General features: G+C 71.9%; 22 protein-coding genes. 9 read left to right on the forward strand and 13 right to left on the reverse strand.

Annotation, left to right across the window (positions count from 1 at the left end; translation table 11 throughout):
• Positions 1-24: 24 nt before the first annotated feature.
• The gene (locus ACIBK6_RS22110) at positions 25-618 is read right to left on the reverse strand and encodes an ABC transporter substrate-binding protein (RefSeq protein WP_399053003.1); all 594 of its coding nucleotides are present in this window, start codon (positions 616-618) and stop codon (positions 25-27) included.
• Between the two features lie 165 nt (positions 619-783).
• On the opposite strand from ACIBK6_RS22110, the gene dtd reads away from it, so the two are divergent.
• On the forward strand, positions 784-1209 hold the full coding sequence (gene dtd, locus ACIBK6_RS22115) for a D-aminoacyl-tRNA deacylase (protein WP_399053004.1): 426 nt from the start codon (positions 784-786) through the stop codon (positions 1207-1209).
• A 66-nt stretch (positions 1210-1275) separates the two neighbouring features.
• Here dtd and ACIBK6_RS22120 read toward each other — a convergent pair whose 3' ends face one another.
• From ACIBK6_RS22120 to ACIBK6_RS22130, 3 genes are read right to left on the reverse strand one after another with little or no spacing between them, the layout of a single operon-like run.
• A complete protein-coding gene (locus ACIBK6_RS22120; RefSeq protein ID WP_399053005.1) occupies positions 1276-2241 on the reverse strand; it encodes a YgfZ/GcvT domain-containing protein in 966 nt (321 codons plus the stop codon).
• Positions 2242-2251: 10 nt separating this feature from the next.
• A complete protein-coding gene (locus ACIBK6_RS22125) occupies positions 2252-2689 on the reverse strand; it encodes a Fur family transcriptional regulator (protein WP_399053006.1) in 438 nt (145 codons plus the stop codon).
• Positions 2690-2742: 53 nt separating this feature from the next.
• A complete protein-coding gene (locus ACIBK6_RS22130; RefSeq protein ID WP_399053007.1) occupies positions 2743-3315 on the reverse strand; it encodes an FABP family protein in 573 nt (190 codons plus the stop codon).
• Positions 3316-3594: 279 nt separating this feature from the next.
• Here ACIBK6_RS22130 and ACIBK6_RS22135 point away from each other — a divergent pair, with 279 nt between their 5' ends.
• On the forward strand, positions 3595-3960 hold the full coding sequence (locus tag ACIBK6_RS22135; protein WP_399053008.1) for a DsrE family protein: 366 nt from the start codon (positions 3595-3597) through the stop codon (positions 3958-3960).
• Positions 3961-3975: 15 nt separating this feature from the next.
• On the opposite strand, the gene ACIBK6_RS22140 is transcribed toward ACIBK6_RS22135, so the two are convergent.
• The 8 genes from ACIBK6_RS22140 to ACIBK6_RS22175 all read right to left on the reverse strand — a co-directional run bounded on the left by ACIBK6_RS22140 (position 3976) and on the right by ACIBK6_RS22175 (position 9327).
• Positions 3976-4305, reverse strand: a complete 330-nt coding sequence (locus ACIBK6_RS22140) for a DUF3099 domain-containing protein (protein WP_399053010.1) — start codon at positions 4303-4305, stop codon at positions 3976-3978.
• A 43-nt stretch (positions 4306-4348) separates the two neighbouring features.
• On the reverse strand, positions 4349-4636 hold the full coding sequence (locus tag ACIBK6_RS22145) for a DUF1416 domain-containing protein (RefSeq protein ID WP_054232391.1): 288 nt from the start codon (positions 4634-4636) through the stop codon (positions 4349-4351).
• Between the two features lie 54 nt (positions 4637-4690).
• Positions 4691-5536: a sulfurtransferase gene (locus ACIBK6_RS22150; RefSeq protein WP_399053011.1), complete on the reverse strand. Its 846-nt coding sequence runs from the start codon at positions 5534-5536 to the stop codon at positions 4691-4693.
• A 145-nt stretch (positions 5537-5681) separates the two neighbouring features.
• Positions 5682-5762: an Ms5788A family Cys-rich leader peptide gene (locus ACIBK6_RS22155; RefSeq protein WP_350751515.1), complete on the reverse strand. Its 81-nt coding sequence runs from the start codon at positions 5760-5762 to the stop codon at positions 5682-5684.
• A gap of 376 nt (positions 5763-6138) precedes the next feature.
• Complete coding sequence (locus tag ACIBK6_RS22160) at positions 6139-6888, reverse strand: DUF2993 domain-containing protein (protein WP_399053012.1); 750 nt, start codon at positions 6886-6888, stop codon at positions 6139-6141.
• Between the two features lie 122 nt (positions 6889-7010).
• On the reverse strand, positions 7011-8210 hold the full coding sequence (locus ACIBK6_RS22165; RefSeq protein WP_399053013.1) for a hypothetical protein: 1200 nt from the start codon (positions 8208-8210) through the stop codon (positions 7011-7013).
• 10 nt (positions 8211-8220) lie between these two features.
• A complete protein-coding gene (locus ACIBK6_RS22170; protein WP_399053014.1) occupies positions 8221-8475 on the reverse strand; it encodes a MoaD/ThiS family protein in 255 nt (84 codons plus the stop codon).
• 33 nt (positions 8476-8508) lie between these two features.
• On the reverse strand, positions 8509-9327 hold the full coding sequence (locus ACIBK6_RS22175) for an alpha/beta hydrolase (RefSeq protein ID WP_399053015.1): 819 nt from the start codon (positions 9325-9327) through the stop codon (positions 8509-8511).
• Positions 9328-9658: 331 nt separating this feature from the next.
• Here ACIBK6_RS22175 and ACIBK6_RS22180 point away from each other — a divergent pair, with 331 nt between their 5' ends.
• From ACIBK6_RS22180 to ACIBK6_RS22200, 5 genes are all read left to right on the forward strand, one after another.
• A complete protein-coding gene (locus ACIBK6_RS22180) occupies positions 9659-10426 on the forward strand; it encodes a response regulator transcription factor (RefSeq protein ID WP_399053016.1) in 768 nt (255 codons plus the stop codon).
• Between the two features lie 96 nt (positions 10427-10522).
• On the forward strand, positions 10523-11545 hold the full coding sequence (locus ACIBK6_RS22185; protein WP_399053017.1) for a LacI family DNA-binding transcriptional regulator: 1023 nt from the start codon (positions 10523-10525) through the stop codon (positions 11543-11545).
• 243 nt (positions 11546-11788) lie between these two features.
• Positions 11789-13045, forward strand: a complete 1257-nt coding sequence (locus tag ACIBK6_RS22190; RefSeq protein WP_399053018.1) for a S1C family serine protease — start codon at positions 11789-11791, stop codon at positions 13043-13045.
• A 199-nt stretch (positions 13046-13244) separates the two neighbouring features.
• The gene (locus ACIBK6_RS22195) at positions 13245-13976 is read left to right on the forward strand and encodes a response regulator transcription factor (protein ID WP_399053019.1); all 732 of its coding nucleotides are present in this window, start codon (positions 13245-13247) and stop codon (positions 13974-13976) included.
• Between the two features lie 26 nt (positions 13977-14002).
• Positions 14003-15397 carry a sensor histidine kinase gene (locus tag ACIBK6_RS22200; RefSeq protein WP_399053020.1) on the forward strand — a complete coding sequence of 465 codons (1395 nt, stop codon included), beginning with the start codon at positions 14003-14005 and terminating at the stop codon, positions 15395-15397.
• Here the strand turns inward: ACIBK6_RS22200 and ACIBK6_RS22205 are convergent.
• A complete protein-coding gene (locus ACIBK6_RS22205) occupies positions 15348-15947 on the reverse strand; it encodes a TetR/AcrR family transcriptional regulator (RefSeq protein ID WP_399053021.1) in 600 nt (199 codons plus the stop codon). The genes ACIBK6_RS22200 and ACIBK6_RS22205 overlap by 50 nt on opposite strands.
• A gap of 112 nt (positions 15948-16059) precedes the next feature.
• Here ACIBK6_RS22205 and ACIBK6_RS22210 point away from each other — a divergent pair, with 112 nt between their 5' ends.
• Both ACIBK6_RS22210 and mshD read left to right on the forward strand, forming a co-directional pair.
• Positions 16060-16839: an alpha/beta fold hydrolase gene (locus ACIBK6_RS22210; RefSeq protein ID WP_399053022.1), complete on the forward strand. Its 780-nt coding sequence runs from the start codon at positions 16060-16062 to the stop codon at positions 16837-16839.
• Between the two features lie 100 nt (positions 16840-16939).
• A complete protein-coding gene (gene mshD, locus ACIBK6_RS22215; protein ID WP_399053023.1) occupies positions 16940-17863 on the forward strand; it encodes a mycothiol synthase in 924 nt (307 codons plus the stop codon).
• Positions 17864-18073: the final 210 nt, after the last annotated feature.

Genomic DNA, 18073 nt, shown 5'->3' on the forward strand with positions numbered 1-18073 from the left:
AGGGTTCGCTTCCGGACGGGCGGGTCAGATGAGCAAATCGTCTACTTGTGCTTCCCCATCACGGTACCTGCGGGCGATCTCGGCACTGCAATCGTCGGCGGTCCGCTGGACCTCCTTGCGGCACCGCGAGACCTGCTGCTCGTAGCGGATCAGCCGCCCGGTCGCGGTGTGCAGCTCCTCGTCCGTGCGGGCTGCCAGATCGGAGAGCTCGACCTCGGCGTCCATCTCGGCGGCCAGCCGCCGGTACTCCTCGCTGCGCGGCGCGGACAGCGTGACGTGCCGGGCCGAGGCCCGGTGCGAGGAGGGCGCGTCCGTGAGGATCTCGGCGAGCCGCTCCACCACCGGTGCCTGCGGCCCGGTGCGCCGGGCCAGCTCGGCCCGCAGGATGTCGATCCGGCCGTGCAGCAGCCGCCGCACATAGCTGAGGTCGGCCTCGTCGCGCTGCGACTGCCGCCGCAGCGTGCGCAGCTCGACGAGGCGGAGCGCGGCCATGTCGTGGTCGCGCTGGGGCGGCAGGGCGTGACCGGTCCGCTGCACGGGAGGCCGCACGGCGGTACGCGGGTTGGTCCGGGTCAGCGATACGGGACCGGGCGACTGCCCGGCGCCTGGTGTGCTCATGGGTCTTTCCGTCCCCTCGACCGGTGCTCGGGGTCCCCCGGGCCCCAAGGGCCGAGGTGTGCACCGCCTGTACGCATCGTGCCACTCCGGATGCGCACGTGCAGGTGCACTGCACCCGTTCAGCCGCTCGGAAAACGAACTCGTCTGTGGCATAGGTTGGGGCGCATGCGAGCGGTGGTGCAGAGGGTGGACGGCGCGAAGGTCGTCGTGGCGGGCGAGACGGTCGGCGAGATCACCGGCGAGGGCCTGTGTGTGCTGGTCGGGGTCACCCACGGGGACACCTCGGACAAGGCGGCGCAGCTCGCCCGCAAGCTCTGGTCGGTTCGCATCCTTGAGGGCGAGAAGTCCTGCTCGGACGTGAATGCGCCCTTGCTGGTGATTTCGCAGTTCACTCTCTACGGGGACGCCCGCAAGGGGCGCCGCCCCACCTGGAACGCGGCCGCCCCGGGCGAGGTGGCCGAGCCCCTGGTCGACGAGGTGGTGGCCCAACTGCGGGCGCTGGGCGCCCAGGTGGAGACGGGCCGGTTCGGCGCGGACATGCGGGTGTCACTGACGAACCACGGCCCGTTCACGGTGCTGGTGGAGGTGTGAGCCGTACGGCTCGACCACGACCAGGCCCGTTCACGGTGCTGGTCGAGGTCTGACCACCCGGCGGCCCTACGGCTCGACCACGACTTCCTGGGCAGCGGCGGTCTTGCCCGCGAGCAGCTCCGCGTCCACCGGAACGTTCCGCTTCACCAGCGCGAGCGCGATCGGGCCCAGCTCGTGGTGGCGGGCCGAGGTGGTGACGAAGCCGAGCTGGCGGCCCTCCTCACCGTCCGCCGCGAGCCGGACCGGCGTGCCGCGCCCGGGCAGCAGCACCTCGCTGCCGTCCAGGTGCAGGAAGACCAGGCGGCGCGGCGGCTTCCCCAGGTTGTGGACCCGGGCGACCGTCTCCTGGCCCCGGTAGCAGCCCTTCTGGAGGTGCACGGCCGAGCCGATCCAGCCCACCTCGTGCGGGATCGTCCGGTGGTCTGTCTCGAAGCCGAGCCGCGGCCGGTGCGCCTCCACCCGGAGCGCCTCGTACGCCAGGATCCCGGCGAGCGGGCCGGCCTCGGCGGCGTACTCCTCCAGGTCGGCGCGCGGCAGGAACAGGTCGCGTCCGTACGCCGTCTCGCGCACGACCACCCCGTCCGGCACCTCGGCAATGGACCCGGCGGGCAGGTGGACGACCGCGAACTCCCCGGTGCGGTCGGCGACTTCGACCCGGTAGAAGAACTTCATCGACTCCAGGTAGGCGATCAACTCGCCCTGCGTGCCGGGCTCGACGTGGATCCACACCGTCGTGCCGTCGTCCACGAGGTACAGGGCGTGCTCGACGTGCCCGTGCGCGGAGAGGACAAGGGCTTCGGTGGCCTGCCCGGCGGGCAGCTCGCTGACGTGCTGGGTGAGCAGCAGGTGCAGCCAGCTCAGCCGGTCGTCGCCGGTGACGGTGACGACACCGCGGTGCGAGAGGTCGACGAGACCGGTGCCGGCGGCCAGTGCGCGCTGCTCGCGGAACAGGTCGCCGTAGTGCGCGGCGACGTCTTCGTCAGGCCCTTCGGCGGGGACGGCGCCGGGCTGGGACAGCAGGGGGCTCTTCATGTACGCAAGCCTACGACTCGGTGATCGCGGCCTTCCCGGCACAGGCCTTGCAGCGCCCGAAGATGGCGAAATGCTTCATGTCCGTATCGAAGCCGAAGGTGTCCTTGAGCTTCGCGGTGAAGTCCGCGGCCACCGTCACATCGGCCTCGATCACCTGGGTGCAGTCGCGGCACACCAGGTGGATGTGGTGGTGGCGGTCGGCCAGGTGGTACGTCGGGGCGCCGTGGCCGAGATGGGCGTGCGAGACCAGACCCAGCTCCTCCAGGAGCTCCAGGGTCCGGTACACGGTGGAGATGTTCACGCCGCCCGCCGTCTTCCGCACCTGGGTGAGGATGTCGTCGGGCGTCGCGTGTTCGAGTACGTCGACGGCCTCAAGCACGAGCTGCCGCTGGGGGGTCAGCCGGTAGCCGCGCCTGCGGAGGTCGCTCTGCCAGTCGGTGGTCACCACGCTCCCAGTGTAGGAGTGATCCGCGCCACGCCTACGGGATGCGGGCGATCCGCCTACTTGAAGAAGGCGATTCCGTCGTCCGGGAGGTCGCCGAGGCCCCGCGCCATCTCCGCGACCTGCTCCGGCGTGACGACCTTCTTCAGGTGCGCCGACATGTACGGACGGAGCTCGACCTCGGGGGTCGCCTTCTCGCCGACCCACATCAGGTCGCTCTTGACGTAGCCGTAGAGCCGCTTGCCGCCGGTGTACGGGCCGGAGGCGCCGGTGCGTGCCACGGCATCCGTCACCAGGTCGATCTGCGGCTTCTGGTGGGCGAGGTCGCCGTACCAGATCTCCACGATGCCCTGGTCGCGGACCATGACGACCTCGACCTTGCGGTCCTTGTCGATGCGCCAGTAGCCCGACTCGGACTCCAGCGGCTTCACCTTCTTGCCCTCGGCGTCGAGGATCCAGGAGTGCGAGACGTACTCCAGGAAGTCGCGGCCGTCGTGGGAGAAGGTCACGGACTGCCCGAAGTTCGCCTTCTCGGCGCCCGGGAAGTCGGTGACGCCGGCGCCCTCCCAGGTCCCCAGGAGGAAGACGAGGGGCACGAGGTCGGGGTGGAGGTCGGACGGAATCTCGATCATGAGGCTGCGATCTCTTCGTTGCGGGGAGGGGTTAGCGCTGACCCTGGTAGAGCTTCTTGACGGCCAGAGCCGTGAAGGCGAGGACGCCGACGCAGACCAGAACAAGAAGGGTGGAGAAAACAGCCTCAAGCACGGGGGGCTCCTCGCATGAGCGGGTGTAGGGGCGGTCAGGGCCGGCCCCCAGCCTAATGGGTGGGGGGCGGGCTCTCGCTGTGAGGTACGCCGCCGGCGGGGTAGGGGCGCGGGGCGGGCGGGGCGGGGCGGATTACAGTTCGGCCCATGCCGAAGCAGAAGCTCGTGATCAAGGTGACCGCCGGTGCCGACGCGCCCGAGCGGTGCTCGCAGGCCTTCACCGTCGCGGCCGTCGCCGTCGCCAGCGGGGTCGAGGTCTCCCTGTGGCTGACCGGCGAATCGTCCTGGTTCGCCCTGCCGGGCCGGGCCGCCGAGTTCCAACTCCCGCACGCCGCGCCGCTGCCCGACCTCATCGAGTCGATCCAGGCGGGCGGGCTGATCACCCTGTGCACCCAGTGCGCGACCCGCCGGGACATCACCGAGCAGGACGTCCTGGACGGCGTACGCATCGCGGGCGCGCAGGTCTTCGTGCAGGAGATCATGGGGGACGGCGTACAGGCGCTCGTGTACTGAGGTTCCGATCCGCTGCTAATGGCGCTTCTTGCCGTCCAGCTCGTCCCACCACTCGTCGGACTTCGGGTCGCCGGAGGGGTCGTCCCACCAGCGGTCGTCGGGGCCGCGCCGGTTGGCGACCATCGCGGCGACGGGCGGGATCACCATGGCGACCACGCACATCCCCACCGCCACCGGGACCGACCACAGGCGCACGAAACTCCAGGCGGACACGAAGAGCAGGATGCAGCCGCCCATCATCCAGAAGTAGCCGCGCCGGCGCCGGGCGTACATAAGTCCAGCGTACGACCGGAATGCCCGGCCGGAAACGGCACGGAGGGCCGCACCCCATTCCAAGGCGTCCAACCCCCGGGGTGCGGCCCTCCGGCCGGTACAGCGGTGCCGTCGGTCAGACGGCGATGGCGACCTCCGCGAGGCCTCCGGTCTGGGCGACGACGGTACGGTCCGCGGTGCCGCCCGGCACCAGGGCGCGCACGGTCCAGGTGCCCTCGGCCGCGTAGAAGCGGAACTGGCCGGTGGCCGAGGTGGGCACCTCGGCGGTGAACTCGCCGGTCGAGTCCAGCAGGCGCACGTAACCGGTGACGGGCTCGCCGTCGCGGGTCACCTGGCCCTGGATGGTGGTCTCACCGGGCTTGATGGTCGAGGCGTCGGGGCCGCCGGCCTTCGCTCCACACATGGGTTCTTCCTTACGGTCTACGGTCGGGTGGTGTGCGGGGGCTGATCGCCCGGGTTACTTGTTGGCGCCGAGCTCGATCGGCACGCCGACGAGGGAGCCGTACTCGGTCCACGAGCCGTCGTAGTTCTTGACGTTGGTCTGGCCGAGCAGCTGGTGCAGCACGAACCAGGTCAGGGCCGAGCGCTCGCCGATGCGGCAGTACGCGATGGTGTCCTTCGCCAGGTCGACCTGCTCGTCCTCGTAGAGGGCCTTGAGCTCGTCGTCCGACTTGAAGGTGCCGTCGTCGTTGGCGTTCTTCGACCACGGGATGTTGCGGGCGGACGGGACGTGGCCCGGACGCTGCGACTGCTCCTGCGGGAGGTGCGCCGGGGCGAGCAGCTTGCCGGAGAACTCGTCGGGCGACCGCACGTCGACCAGGTTCTTGCTGCCGATCGCGTTCACCACGTCGTCGCGGAAGGCACGGATGGAGGCGTCCTGCGGCTGGGCCTGGTAGTCGGTGGCGGGCCGGTTCGGGACCTGGTCGCCGTCCACGAGGTCGCGGGAGTCGAGCTCCCACTTCTTGCGGCCGCCGTCGAGGAGCCTGACGTCCTGGTGGCCGTAGAGCTTGAAGTACCAGAAGGCGTAGGAGGCGAACCAGTTGTTGTTGCCGCCGTACAGGACGACGGTGGTGTCGTTCGCGATGCCCTTCTTCGACAGCAGGGCCTCGAAGCCGGCCTGGTCGATGAAGTCGCGGCGGACCGGGTCCTGGAGGTCCTTCGTCCAGTCGATCCGGATCGCGTTCTTGATGTGGTTCTTCTCGTACGCCGAGGTGTCCTCGTCGACCTCGACGATGGCGACCTTCGGGTCCTCGATGTGGGCCTCGACCCAGTCGGCGTCTACCAGGACGTCGCTGCGGCTCATGTTGATCTCCTCCGGGGCAGTCTGCGGGGGGTGGTGCGGGTGTGCGGGTACGCGTCCGCGGCGCGCGTACGCGGCACGGGGTGGCCCAGATGACGCCCTGATCACGGTCAAAGGGCCCGGGGAATGCGGGAGTTGAGCGTCCCGCTCAGAAGGGGCGACAGAGCATGGCGGCGACGCGGCACAGGTCTACTGCCCGCCGCTTCGTGAGGTCCGCCTGTCGCTTCATGCGTCCGATCGTAGGGAGGCATACCGGGGCGTGTCACCGGCGTGTCGCATCCTGAGACACGATCATCCACATACTGGTACGCCCGCCGACCCGGGGCATCCCCGGCCCCCTCCCGGGGTGGGGGGTTCGGGGTCTGCATCTGCCCTGCGGACGGGGGTGTCTCACGATGCGGGCGGGCGGGGGCGTGGAGGGCGTTTTCCCACCCGCCCGCCCGTGACTCGGGGTTGGGAAGGCTGACCCCTGGGGCTCCGCCCCCGGACCCCCGCTCCTCAAACGCCGGAGGGGCTGGATTTGGCTGAGCTGGCCCTTTCCGCCCAACCGGGACGACGGGCCGCTGCCCAAGGGCATGGGGGCGCAGCCCCCAGGAAGGGGGTCGTCAGCCCGCCAGGCGGACCTCTGTGCCCTCGCCCGAGAACCGCAGCCCCGCCTCCGTCGCCGTCACCTTGTTCAGCTTGATGCTCGACGGCATCCCGGCGATCTTCAGGTCGTAGTCGACGGCCTTGCGCAGGCGCTGGTCGAACCCCGGCACCGGCAGCTGCGGCAGCGCCTCCGCGCGGAGCTGTACCGAGCCCGAGCCGGTCAGGCTCACCGTGCTGTACGCCGACACCGTCCGCCCGGCCAGCAACGCCTTGATCGTCGGCGGCAGCGTCACACCCTGGCCCTCAAGCAGGTCGGTGAGCGGGCCGGTCACCTTGACCTGGCCCTTGGCCGCCCGGTCCGCGCCCGCGTATTCGACCGTCGCCCCCTTGGGCGCCGCCTTCGAGAGGTCGGCGTACGAGATCTGCGCCGCCCCGACCGCGCGCCCCGCGACCGCCGAGGAGAAGCTGCTGTCGATCCGTACGGAATGCAGCTCCGCCGTCACCTCGGTGACGTTGACCGAGTGGCCGCCCGCGGTGGCGGTGACCCCGGACAGCGACACGTCGACCTCGTCCAGTTCCTTGCCCAGGACCTGGGTGAGGAAGGGAAAGCCCTTGATGCTGACGTCCGGCGTCGACCCGAGCCGCTGACTGCTCTTGATCTTGTCGGCCGTCTTGGACTCGGCGATGTTCACCGCGATCCGGTCCACGGCGACGAAGATGCCGCCGAGAACCACCGCGATGATCAACAGTATTCGCAGTGCGCGCATTACGTACGTGTCCCCCAACCGTCGGCCGTCGAACGTCGCGACCGTCGATGTCGTGTCGATGTCGATCGGTTTTGATCAATTCCGGAATCCGGAAAGACGATCGCGAGCCTAGCTCCGGTTCCCTACCCGACGGCGCGCCCGATGAGATAGAGCACAGGGACGGCCGCGGTGAGCGGCAGGGCGACGCCCGCCGTCAGGTGGACGAACCGGGACGGGTAGTCGTACGAGGCGACCCGCAGCCCGATCAGCGCACAGCCCCCGGCCGCGAGGCCGAGCAGCGCACCGCTCGCGCCGATGCCGGTCAGGCCGCCCACCGCGATGCCCGCGCCCGCGGCCGCGAGCAGCGCGACAGCCACGGAGGCGCCCGACGGCAGCGGCAGCGCCCGCGCGAGGGCGGCGACGGCCACGGCCACGGCGCCGACGGAGACCGCGTGCGGCGGCGCGGCGAGGTAGCCGCCCGCCAGGATCGCGAACGCCGCCGAGGCGACGGTCGCCATCAGCCCGTACATCCGCTCGTCGGGGTCGGCGTGCGACCGCAGTTGGAGTACGAGGGTGAGCAGCACCCAGACGCCGAGCGTGCCCAGGATCGCGGCGGGCGCGTGCTCCCGGCCGAGCGCGAGGAGCGCGACATCGGCGACCAGGCCGCCCGCGAAGGCGAGCGCGATCCCCTGCCGGGCCGGCCACATCCCGTTCAGCCGGAACCAGCCCGCCGCCGTCACGGCCTGGAGCAGGATGAGCGGCACGACCAGCGCGTACGCGCCGAACGCCGCCCCGGCCGCGAGCAGCAGGCCGAGCACCGCGGTCAGCGCGGCGGGCTGCATTCCGGGCGCGATGACCGGCGAGCGGCCCTCCGCGCGGGCCCGCTGGGCGTCGGTGACGCGGGCGTTGCCGACGGTGGTGGGCGAGCTGTACGCCGGGCCCTGCGCAGACGCGCCGACCGGCTCGGGCGACCCGTACGCCGGGCCCTGAACGGGCGCGGGGGCGGGAGCGGACATAGGCGCGGGCGACTGTGCCATCGGCATCTCGGGCGGCAGCGGCACCGACGTGGTCCCCGCGCCGTGCTGCGGCGGCAGGTACGCCGCCTGCTCGCCGCCCTGCTGCCAGGGCTGCGCGTGCCGCCCCCGGCTCTGGGCGGGCCCGGCCGGGTGCTGCACGGGCGGGATCACGGGCTGGTACTGGGTGTCCCAGGTCTGCCCGTCCCAGGTCTGCGTGTACTGCTGCTGGTCCTGGTACGGCTCGTACGGGAACGGCGGCTGGGGCTGCACGGGCTGCCCGTACTGGTCGTACTGCGGCTGCTGCTGATACGGGTACTGCTCGCTCATGACGTGGGGGTCACCCTCCTGCGAACGGCGGGAGCACCTCGACCGTGCCGCCCTCGGCAAGGCGTACGGTCTCATGGTTCCGCTTGCCGACGGGGTCACCGTCGACCAGGAAGGAACACCTCTGCAGTACGCGCGTCAGCTCCCCGGGGTGCCGTTCGCGCACCGCGTCGAGTGCCTCGGCCAGCGTCCCGGCGGTGTACGGCTCCTCGGCGACACCGGCGGCGGACTTGGCCGCGGCCCAGAAGCGGATGGTTCCCGCTGCCATGGTGAGGCTCCTTTCGTCGCCCTCCATGATGGGCTACGCGGCGGGCCGGGCGGCCGTCAGCCAGCCCGCGATACGGGTGAGCAGCGCCTCGTCGGCCGCGTTCTCGGCGTGGCCCATGCCCGGCTCCAGCCACAAGTCCGCAGGTCCGGCGGCCGCCAGCATGCGCGGGTGGTCGACTGGGAAGTACGGGTCGCGGTCGCCGTGCACGATCAGCAGCGGGGTCGGCGCGATCAGCGGGACGGCCTCGACGGGCGAGAGCGGCACCGGGTCCCAGTCCTCGGGATGGATCCGGGTGGCGAAGCCGAACCGGCCGACCAGCCGTCCGGCGCGCCGGGTCACCAGCCAGTGCACCCGCCGCATCGCGGGCGTACCGCGGTAGTACCAGCGGGCGGGCGCGCTGACCGCGGCCACTGCTTCCGTGCGCCCCCGCGCGCTCCCCCTGTGCGTCGCCGCGTGCCGCAGGACCACGGACCCGCCCATCGAGAAGCCGACGGTCACCACGCGCCCGTACCCGAGTGATCTCGCCCACTCGACGGCCGCCGCGAGATCGAGCACCTCGCGGTCGCCGACGGTGGAGCGGCCCGCGGACTTCCCGTGCCCGCGGAAGGAGAAGGTCACCACGGCTGCGTACCGTGCGAACACGTCTGCCGCCCTTCGTACGGCGGGCCGGTCGGCCGATCCGGTGAATCCGTGCGCGACCACGATCGCGGTGTCGGTGGCACCCGTACGGCACGGTTCATAAACCGCCTCGATCCGGACACCGTCAGAGGTACACAGGGTTGCGCGCCGGGGTCCAGGAGTGATCGAGGAAACAGCTGAAGTGTGAAATCGGTCCTCTGCCCCGGAACTCATGTGGGCTATTCTCCTAGGCAGAGGATCCGGGCAACGCAGCCCCCGGGTCCTTTTGTGTTTCCCCGTCGTTGTTACGGATGGGTGAACAAACGCTCACAAAGGAACTGCACCCGGGGCGTGGGGGCAGGACCGACAGCAGTAACCGTACGAAGCAGTGCCGCAACGCCCCCGGGCTCTTGAGGAGCAGGGGGGACCCCCTCCGCAGGGACCGAGGAGGAACCGACGTTATGGGCGAGCGAACCGTGCACGATCCGAAGACACCGATGATGCTGACCCAGGCATGGGGACACCCCCCGCTCAAGCGAAGCCGCGAGCTTGGGGGCGGGGCGCGATGAGCTCTCTGCTGCTCCTGACCAATGCCCTTCAGCCGTCGACGGAGGTGCTCCCCGCCCTCGGCCTGCTTCTGCACAGCGTGCGGGTGGCCCCCGCCGAGGGCCCGGCCCTGGTCGACACCCCTGGTGCCGACGTCATCCTGATCGACGGCCGCCGCGACCTCCCCCAGGTCCGGTCGCTGTGCCAGCTGCTCCGCTCCACCGGACCGGGCTGTCCGCTGGTCCTGGTCGTCACCGAGGGCGGTCTGGCCGCCGTCACCGCCGACTGGGGCATCGACGACGTGCTGCTCGACACCGCGGGCCCGGCCGAGGTCGAGGCCCGGCTGCGGCTGGCCACCGGCCGCCAGCAGATCACCTCGGACGACTCCCCCATGGAGATCCGCAACGGCGACCTGTCCGTGGACGAGGCGACGTACAGCGCGAAGCTGAAGGGGCGGGTCCTCGACCTGACCTTCAAGGAGTTCGAGCTGCTCAAGTACCTCGCGCAGCACCCGGGCCGGGTGTTCACGCGCGCCCAGCTGCTCCAGGAGGTCTGGGGCTACGACTACTTCGGCGGCACCCGCACGGTCGACGTCCACGTACGGCGGCTGCGGGCCAAGCTGGGCCCCGAGCACGAGTCGCTGATCGGTACCGTCCGCAATGTCGGATACCGCTTCGTGACGCCGGAGAAGGTCGAACGCGCGGCCGAGGAGGCCAAGGCGCGGGCGGTCGTGGACGCGGCCACCGCCGAGGCGAAGGAAGCAGCGGTCCGCTCCCAGAAGCAATAGGGCGGAGGGGTTGGGCCAAGCGGGTAGGTCACACGTAGGGTACGACCTGCGATAAGGCCTGCCCAGCGGGTGGTCACCCCGCGTAGACTGCCGCGCGTGGCCAAGGTGACGCGGGACGATGTGGCGCGACTGGCGGGTACTTCGACCGCGGTCGTGAGCTACGTCATCAACAACGGACCCCGGCCGGTCGCCCCGGCCACGCGCGAGCGTGTCCTCGCCGCGATCAAGGAGTTGGGGTACCGGCCCGACCGGGTCGCCCAGGCGATGGCCTCGCGCCGCACCGACCTCATAGGCATGATCGTCCCCGATGCGCGGCAGCCGTTCTTCGCGGAGATGGCACACGCCGTCGAACAGGCCGCCGCCGAGCGCGGAAAGATGGTCCTGGTCGGCAACTCCGACTACCTGGACGACCGCGAGGTGCACTACCTGCGGGCCTTCCTGGGCATGCGGGTCGCCGGTCTGATCCTGGTCAGCCAGGGCCCCAGCGAGCGGGCCGCGGCCGAGATCGACGCCTGGGACGCCCGGGTGGTGCTGCTGCACGAACGCCCCGAGGCCATCGACGACGTGGCGGTCGTCACCGACGACATCGGCGGCGCCCAGCTCGCCACCCGCCACCTCCTCGAACACGGCCACGCGTACGTCGCCTGCCTCGGCGGGGTCGAGTCGACCCCGGCCGTCGGCGACCCGGTGGCCGACCATGTGGAGGGCTGGCGCCGGGCCATGCTGGAGTCGGGCCGCTCGCTGGAGGGCCGGCTCTTCCAGGCCCCGTACAACCGGTACGACGCGTACAAGGTGGCGCTGGAGATCCTGGCCGGGCCCGAGCGGCCGCCGGCCATCTTCTGCTCGACCGACGACCAGGCGATCGGGGTGCTGCGGGCCGCCCGCGAGCTCCGCATCGACGTGCCGGGCGAGCTCGCCGTGGCGGGCTTCGACGACGTCAAGGAAGCGGCGCTGACCGATCCGCCGCTCACCACGATCGCCTCCGACCGGCCCGCCATGGCGCGGGCCGCCGTCGATCTGGTCCTGGACGACGGGCTGCGGGTGGCGGGGTCGCGCCGGGAGCGGCTGAAACAGTTCCCCTCGCGGCTGGTCGTGCGCCGCTCCTGCGGCTGCGGATAGGCTGCGCCGCAGACCGGGAGGCGTTTCCCCGCCCTCCCCCGAGCTCTTGAGGAGCAGGGGGACCCCCACCCCGTTGCGCGGAGTTGGAGGGGGAAAGATTCTTCTGGGGCTGCGCCCCAGACCTCCCTCGCGACGCTCCGCCAGCCGTGAACCCCGCGCCTTTATTTCGGGCAAACGCGGTTCTGCCGGGCTTCTTAACCGGTCTTCAGACTGCTCTCATGATGCGTCGCGATGGTCGGAGACATGACCGAGAGCCCCCGCCACAGCGGCGAGTACCCCGAGCAGCAGCCGAACCACTCTTCTGAGTCCTGGCAGCGAGCCAAGGACGACGCCCGGCGAGAGGCCGAGGCCTACGCGGCCGCCTACCCGCCGCCGCCCCCGTACCAGCCGACCGCCCCCCTCACGACCGGCCCGGGCACCACCGTGTGGCCGGGCAGCGCGTCCGGCCACCCCGAGACCGCCGGGTTCCACGGGGGCGGCGACGGCAGCGGGGCCGGCCACCACCTGGCCGGGGCGGACGCGGGCGCACCGAAGCCGCCCCGCGCCAAGCGTTCGGTCGGCCTCCTCGCCGCCGTCGCCATCATCGCCGCAGCCATCGGCGGCGGTACCGCCAGCGTGGTCGAGCACTACGTCAGCAACGACGGCACCAGCGTGGCCTCCGGCGTCAGCGGCACCAACGCCGCCAACAGCACCAACGGCACCGTCTCCGGCGTCGCCAAGGCCGTCATGCCGAGCATCGTCGAGATCAACGCGACCTCCGGCTCGGGCGCGTCGACCGGCGCCGGCGTGATCATCACCTCCGGCGGCGAGGTCATCACCAACAACCACGTCATCGCGGGCGCGAGCCAGATCAAGGTGAAGCTCAGCAACGGCAAGGCGTACACCGCGAAGGTCGTCGGCACCGACCCCGACAAGGACCTCGCGCTGGTCAAGCTGGACGGGGCGAGCGGCCTCAAGCCCGCCAGTCTCGGTGACTCCGGCAAGCTCGCGGTCGGCGACCAGGTCGTCGCCATCGGCTCCCCCGAGGGCCTCACCGGCACCGTCACCAGCGGCATCGTCTCCGCCCTCAACCGCGATGTCACCGTCGCCAAGGAGCAGGGCAACCAGGGCCAGGGGCAAGGACAGGGCCAGGGGCGCGGGAACGGCGGCTGGCCGTTCGAGTTCGGCGGGCAGCAGTTCAACGGCGACACCGGGTCCTCGAAGACCACGTACAAGGCGCTCCAGACCGACGCCTCGCTCAACCCGGGCAACTCCGGCGGCGCGCTCATCGACATGAACGGCAACATCATCGGCATCAACTCCGCGATGTACGCGCCGAGTTCGGGCAGCGCGGGCGGCTCGTCGGCCGGCAGTGTCGGGCTCGGCTTCGCCATCCCGATCAACACCGTCAAGTCCGACCTCGCCAGCCTGCGCGGCGGCGGCAGCGGCGGCGCCAGCACCGGCGGCAACAGCAACCAGGGCGGCAGCGGCTCCGGGAACGGCTTCGGCGGCAGCTACTGACCCGCGCGGGGCCGTCAGGGTCTGTCCCGCGGATCTTGTCTGGGACGCGCGGCCCTGGCACGCCCACCAGCATCGAAGAGCTGAGCCGCATCGCGGGCGACCAGATCCGCCGGACAGACCCTAGCCGCCCCGCGCCCCGCCGTCCGCGTGCGAGGCTGATGTCACCGAGCCGAAGAGAAGCAGAAGAAGGAACCCGCTCATGAGCCCCGCCGAGGACGACCCGCAGCGCATCCTGATCGTCGACGACGAGCCCGCCGTCCGCGAGGCGCTCCAGCGCAGTCTCGCCTTCGAGGGGTACGGCACCGAGGTCGCCGTCGACGGACTCGACGCCCTCGCCAAGACAGAGGCGTACCGCCCGGAGCTGATCGTCCTCGACATCCAGATGCCGCGGATGGACGGCCTGACCGCCGCCCGCCGGCTGCGCGCCGCCGGCGCCACCACGCCCATCCTGATGCTGACCGCGCGCGACACGGTCGGCGACCGCGTCACCGGGCTCGACGCGGGCGCCGACGACTACCTGGTCAAACCCTTCGAACTGGACGAACTCTTCGCCCGTATCCGGGCGTTGCTCCGCCGCAGCTCGTACGCCGTGGACACGGGGGCGGCCGGGCGGGACGAGGCCAACGTCCTCACCTTCGCGGACCTGCGGATGGACCTGTCGACGCGGGAGGTCAAACGCGGCGGCCGGGTGGTGGAGCTGACCCGCACCGAGTTCACCCTCCTGGAGATGTTCCTGGCCCACCCCCGCCAGGTGCTGACCCGCGAGCAGATCCTCAAGGCGGTCTGGGGCTTCGACTTCGAGCCGTCGTCCAACTCCCTCGACGTGTACGTGATGTACCTGCGCCGCAAGACGGAGGCGGGCGGCGAGCCCCGGCTCGTGCACACGGTGCGGGGTGTGGGATACGCGCTCCGGCCGGGCGGCGCGGAGTGAACCGTCTGGTCCGGCGGTACCGCTTGATGCCGCTCCGCTCCCGCCTCGCCATGCTGGTCGCGACGGCGGTCGCGGTGGCGGTGGCGGCGGTGTCGGTGGCGTGCTGGCTGATGACCCGCGCCCAGCTGCACGCGGAACTCGACACGACCCTGCGCAACAGCAGCGCCCCCACCGAGTCGGTGGATGCCGCCCTGCGGAACTGCCTTGGCCCCGGCGGCAGTTCCACCGGCGCCGGGCAGCGGTACAGCTTCGCCTACATCCAGGTCGTCCTGCCGGACGGCACGCGCTGCCTGGCACCGAACTCGCAGCCCGTGAAGGTGCAGCGGCAGGACATCGCGGTGGCCGAGGGCCCGCGGGGGGACACGCTGCACGACGGCTTCACCGACAGGGGCGAGGCCGTACGGGTCCACACGGTGCGCGAGCGCCTGCCCGGAGGGGTCGGTTCGATCGGCGTCAGCGTCTCCCGCCCGCTCACCGAGATCGACGCGGCGCTCAACCGGCTGGCCGTCCTGCTGCTCGGTCTCGCCGGGATCGGGGTGCTCGGCGCGGGCGCGGCCGGCCTCTGGGTCGCGCGGACCGGGCTGCGGCCGGTGGACAAGCTGACCGGGGCGGTCGAGCACGTGGCGCGGACCGAGGACCTGACCGTCCGCATCCCCGTCGAGGGGGAGGACGAGATCGCCCGGCTCTCGCGTTCCTTCAACGCGATGACCGCCGCCCTCGCCTCCTCCCGCGACCGGCAGGCGCAGCTCATCGCGGACGCCGGGCACGAGCTGCGCACCCCGCTCACCTCGCTGCGTACCAACATCGAGCTGCTCGCCAGGAGCGAGGAGACCGGGCGGGCCATTCCGCCCGCCGACCGCAAGGCGCTCATGGCGTCCGTCACCGCCCAGATGTCCGAACTCGCCTCTCTCATCGGCGACTTGCAGGAGCTGTCCCGGCCGGACGCGGTCCGCGAGGGGCCGCTGGAGGTCGTCGGCCTGCACGACATCACCCGGATCGCGCTCGACCGGGCCCGGCTGCGCGGCCCCGAGCTGACGATCACGGCGCAGCTCGCGCCCTGGTACGTACGGGCCGAACCGGCCGCGTTGCAGCGGGCGGTCGTGAACGTGCTGGACAACGCCGTGAAGTTCAGCCCGCCGCGCGCCACGGTCACGGTCACCCTGGACCGGGGCATCCTGACCGTCCGCGACCACGGCCCCGGCATCCCCGCCGATGAACTCCCGTACGTCTTCGAGCGGTTCTGGCGCTCCCCGTCGGCCCGCGCGCTGCCCGGCTCCGGGCTCGGCCTGTCGATCGTGGCCCGTACGGTGCAGCACGCGGGCGGCGAGATCAGCCTCGCCCCGGCCGACGGCGGCGGCACGGCGGCCACCATCAGGCTGCCGGGGGCGCCGACCCCTCCCCCCGAGCTTCGAGCAGGTTAGCCAGCGCGCGAAGCCCGGCCACGATCTCCCGCCCGCCCGGGGCGTGCTCGGGATCGGTGAGCCACTGGATCATCACGCCGGACATCAGCGCCAGGTGTACGGAGCCGAGGGTGCGCACGTCCGCGTCCTCGACCGCGTCCTCGGGCCCGCCGGTGAGCTGGGCGGTCACCCCCCGCCGCCCCTCGCGCTGTCCAACGGCGAGGATCTCGCGCAGTTCGGGCGAGGTCTGGGCGTGCACGAAGGCCTCGACGCTCGCGAGCCACAGCCAGCGGTGGCTCTCGTAGGTGCTGATCGTGCCGTCCCACAGGGCCGCGTACCGCTCGGCGGCCGAGCCGTCCCGGCCGTCCGGCCCGCCGCCCAGCGCGCCCCATTCCTCGATCGCCGCGATCAGCGCCTCGTTGAGCAGGGCCTCGCGGGAGCCGAAGTGGTAGCCGATGGCGGCCATCGACACCTTCGCGGCGGTGGCGATGTCGCGCACGGTGGTGCGCAGATAGCCCTTCTCCTCCAGGCAGCGCCTGGCGCCGGCCAGCAGATCCTCACGGTTTCCCATGTCAGGGATGGTAACCAGCCGCCTTGCACAATCGCCTTATACAAACGTATTGCGCGCTTGCCCAAATCCTGCGTACAGTCATGTCCGCCACCAAACGAGGGAGCCGGACACCATGGACCGCCACGAGATGACGACCGCCGACGGACGCCGCCTGTCCTACCTGGACTTCGGCCCCGCCGACGGCCGCCCGCTGCTCGCCCTGCACGGCCACCTCTCGGAGGGCGCCTCCTTCGCGGACCTCGCGGCCGAACTCGGCCCCCAATGGCGGGTGATCGCACCCGACCAGCGCGGCCACGGCGACTCCGACCGGGCCGCCGACTACACCCGGGCCGGGTACGTCGCCGACCTCCTCGCGCTCCTCGACCACCTGGGCCTGGACCAGGTCGTCGCCCTCGGCCACTCGCTGGGCGCCATCAACGCCTACCACCTGGCGGCCGAACACCCCGCGCGCGTCACGGCGCTGGTCAACACCGACGCCCCGGTCGACCTGCCGCACCTGGACCCGGGCCCCTTCGCCTTCCTCGCCCGCTTCCCCTACACGGCCGCCAGCGAGGCCCAACTCATCGCCGCCACCGCCCCGTTGGGCGCGCTGACCGCCGCCACGATGCGCCCGCACCCCGACGGCGTACGGCTGGCCTTCCACCCGCAGGACACCATCGACTCCGAGAACCTCGTGCACGGCGACCACTGGGCGGCCTGGCTGGGCAGCGACTGCCCCGCTCTGCTGATCCACGCCGCCCGCAGCCAGGCGCTCCCGGCCGAGCAGGCCCGCGCGATGGCCGAACGCCGGCCGCGCACCACCGCCGTCACCCTGGACACCGACCACTTCGTACAGCAGCAGGACCCGAAGGGCTTCGCGGCGGCGGTACGGGACTTCCTCGCCACGCTGTGAGATCCACGCTCTGAGATCCACCCCGCGCGGAACGACGGCCGCGCGGACCCGGATCCGCGCCCGCCCCATCCGCGCACCGCCCCGCCGTACCCTCGTAGACATGACAGACGCAGCCCTCCCCGCCCCGGCCTCGCGCGACATCCAGACGCTCGACGAGCTCAGCCACTCCCAGGCCCAGGCCGTCCTCGACCTGCTCGCCGAAGCCGCCCGCGGCGACGGGCAGCAGGCCGTTTCCGAGCAGGGGCGGCTCCAGTTGCGCGGCGGGCGGCGCGAAGGCGTCCGGCATTTCCTGCTGACCACCAGCGGCGTGCTCGCCGGGTACGCCCAGCTGGAGGACACCGACCCGGTCGAGGCGCCCGCCGCCGAACTCGTGGTGCACCCCGCGCACCGCGGCCACGGGCACGGGCGCGCGCTCGGCAGCGCGCTGCTCGGCGCCACCGGCAAGCGGCTGCGGGTCTGGGCGCACGGCGGGCACTCCGCGGCCCGCCACCTCGCGCAGGTCCTCGGCCTCACCCTGTTCCGCGAACTGCGCCAGCTGCGGCGCCCGTTGAGCCCGCTCGACATCGCGGAGCCGGTCTGGCCCGCGGGCGTCACCGTGCGCACCTTCACGCCGGGCGACGACGACGCGGCCTGGCTCGCCGTGAACGCCGCCGCCTTCGCCCACCACCCCGAGCAGGGCTCCCTCACCCAGCGCGACCTGGACGACCGCAAGGCCGAGCCGTGGTTCGACCCCAAGGGCTTCTTCCTCGCGGAGCAGGACGGCGAGATCGTCGGCTTCCACTGGACCAAGGTGCACACGGCGGAGCAGCTCGGCGAGGTGTACGTCCTCGGGATCCGGCCGGACGCGCAGGGCGGCGGCCTCGGCAAGGCCCTCACCGCGACCGGTCTGCGCCACCTCGCGGCCGAGGGCCTGCCCACCGCGATGCTGTACGTCGACGCCGACAACACCGCGGCGCTCAAGGTGTACGAGCGCCTCGGCTTCACCACCCACGAGGTGGACCTGATGTACCGCGCGGAGTCCTGAGCCTCCTTCCCCTTGCAGCAACCCGGCCGCCGCCGCATCCTGGGTGGCGGCCGCGCGCGCCGCGCACCGCGGCCCCCGGCCGACGCCCGGGGGCCCGGGTTCGCTTGCCCGCACGTCATGTCCTCGTAACCGGCCATTCAGACACGCTTGCGACGCTCACACAATGAAGCCGCCGGCGCCCGCCACCCGGAACGGAACTGTTCCCCCGCC

Origin of the sequence: Streptomyces sp. NPDC050485, assembly GCF_044458185.1 — a bacterium.
In the GTDB taxonomy this organism is placed as follows: Bacteria; Actinomycetota; Actinomycetes; order Streptomycetales; family Streptomycetaceae; genus Streptomyces.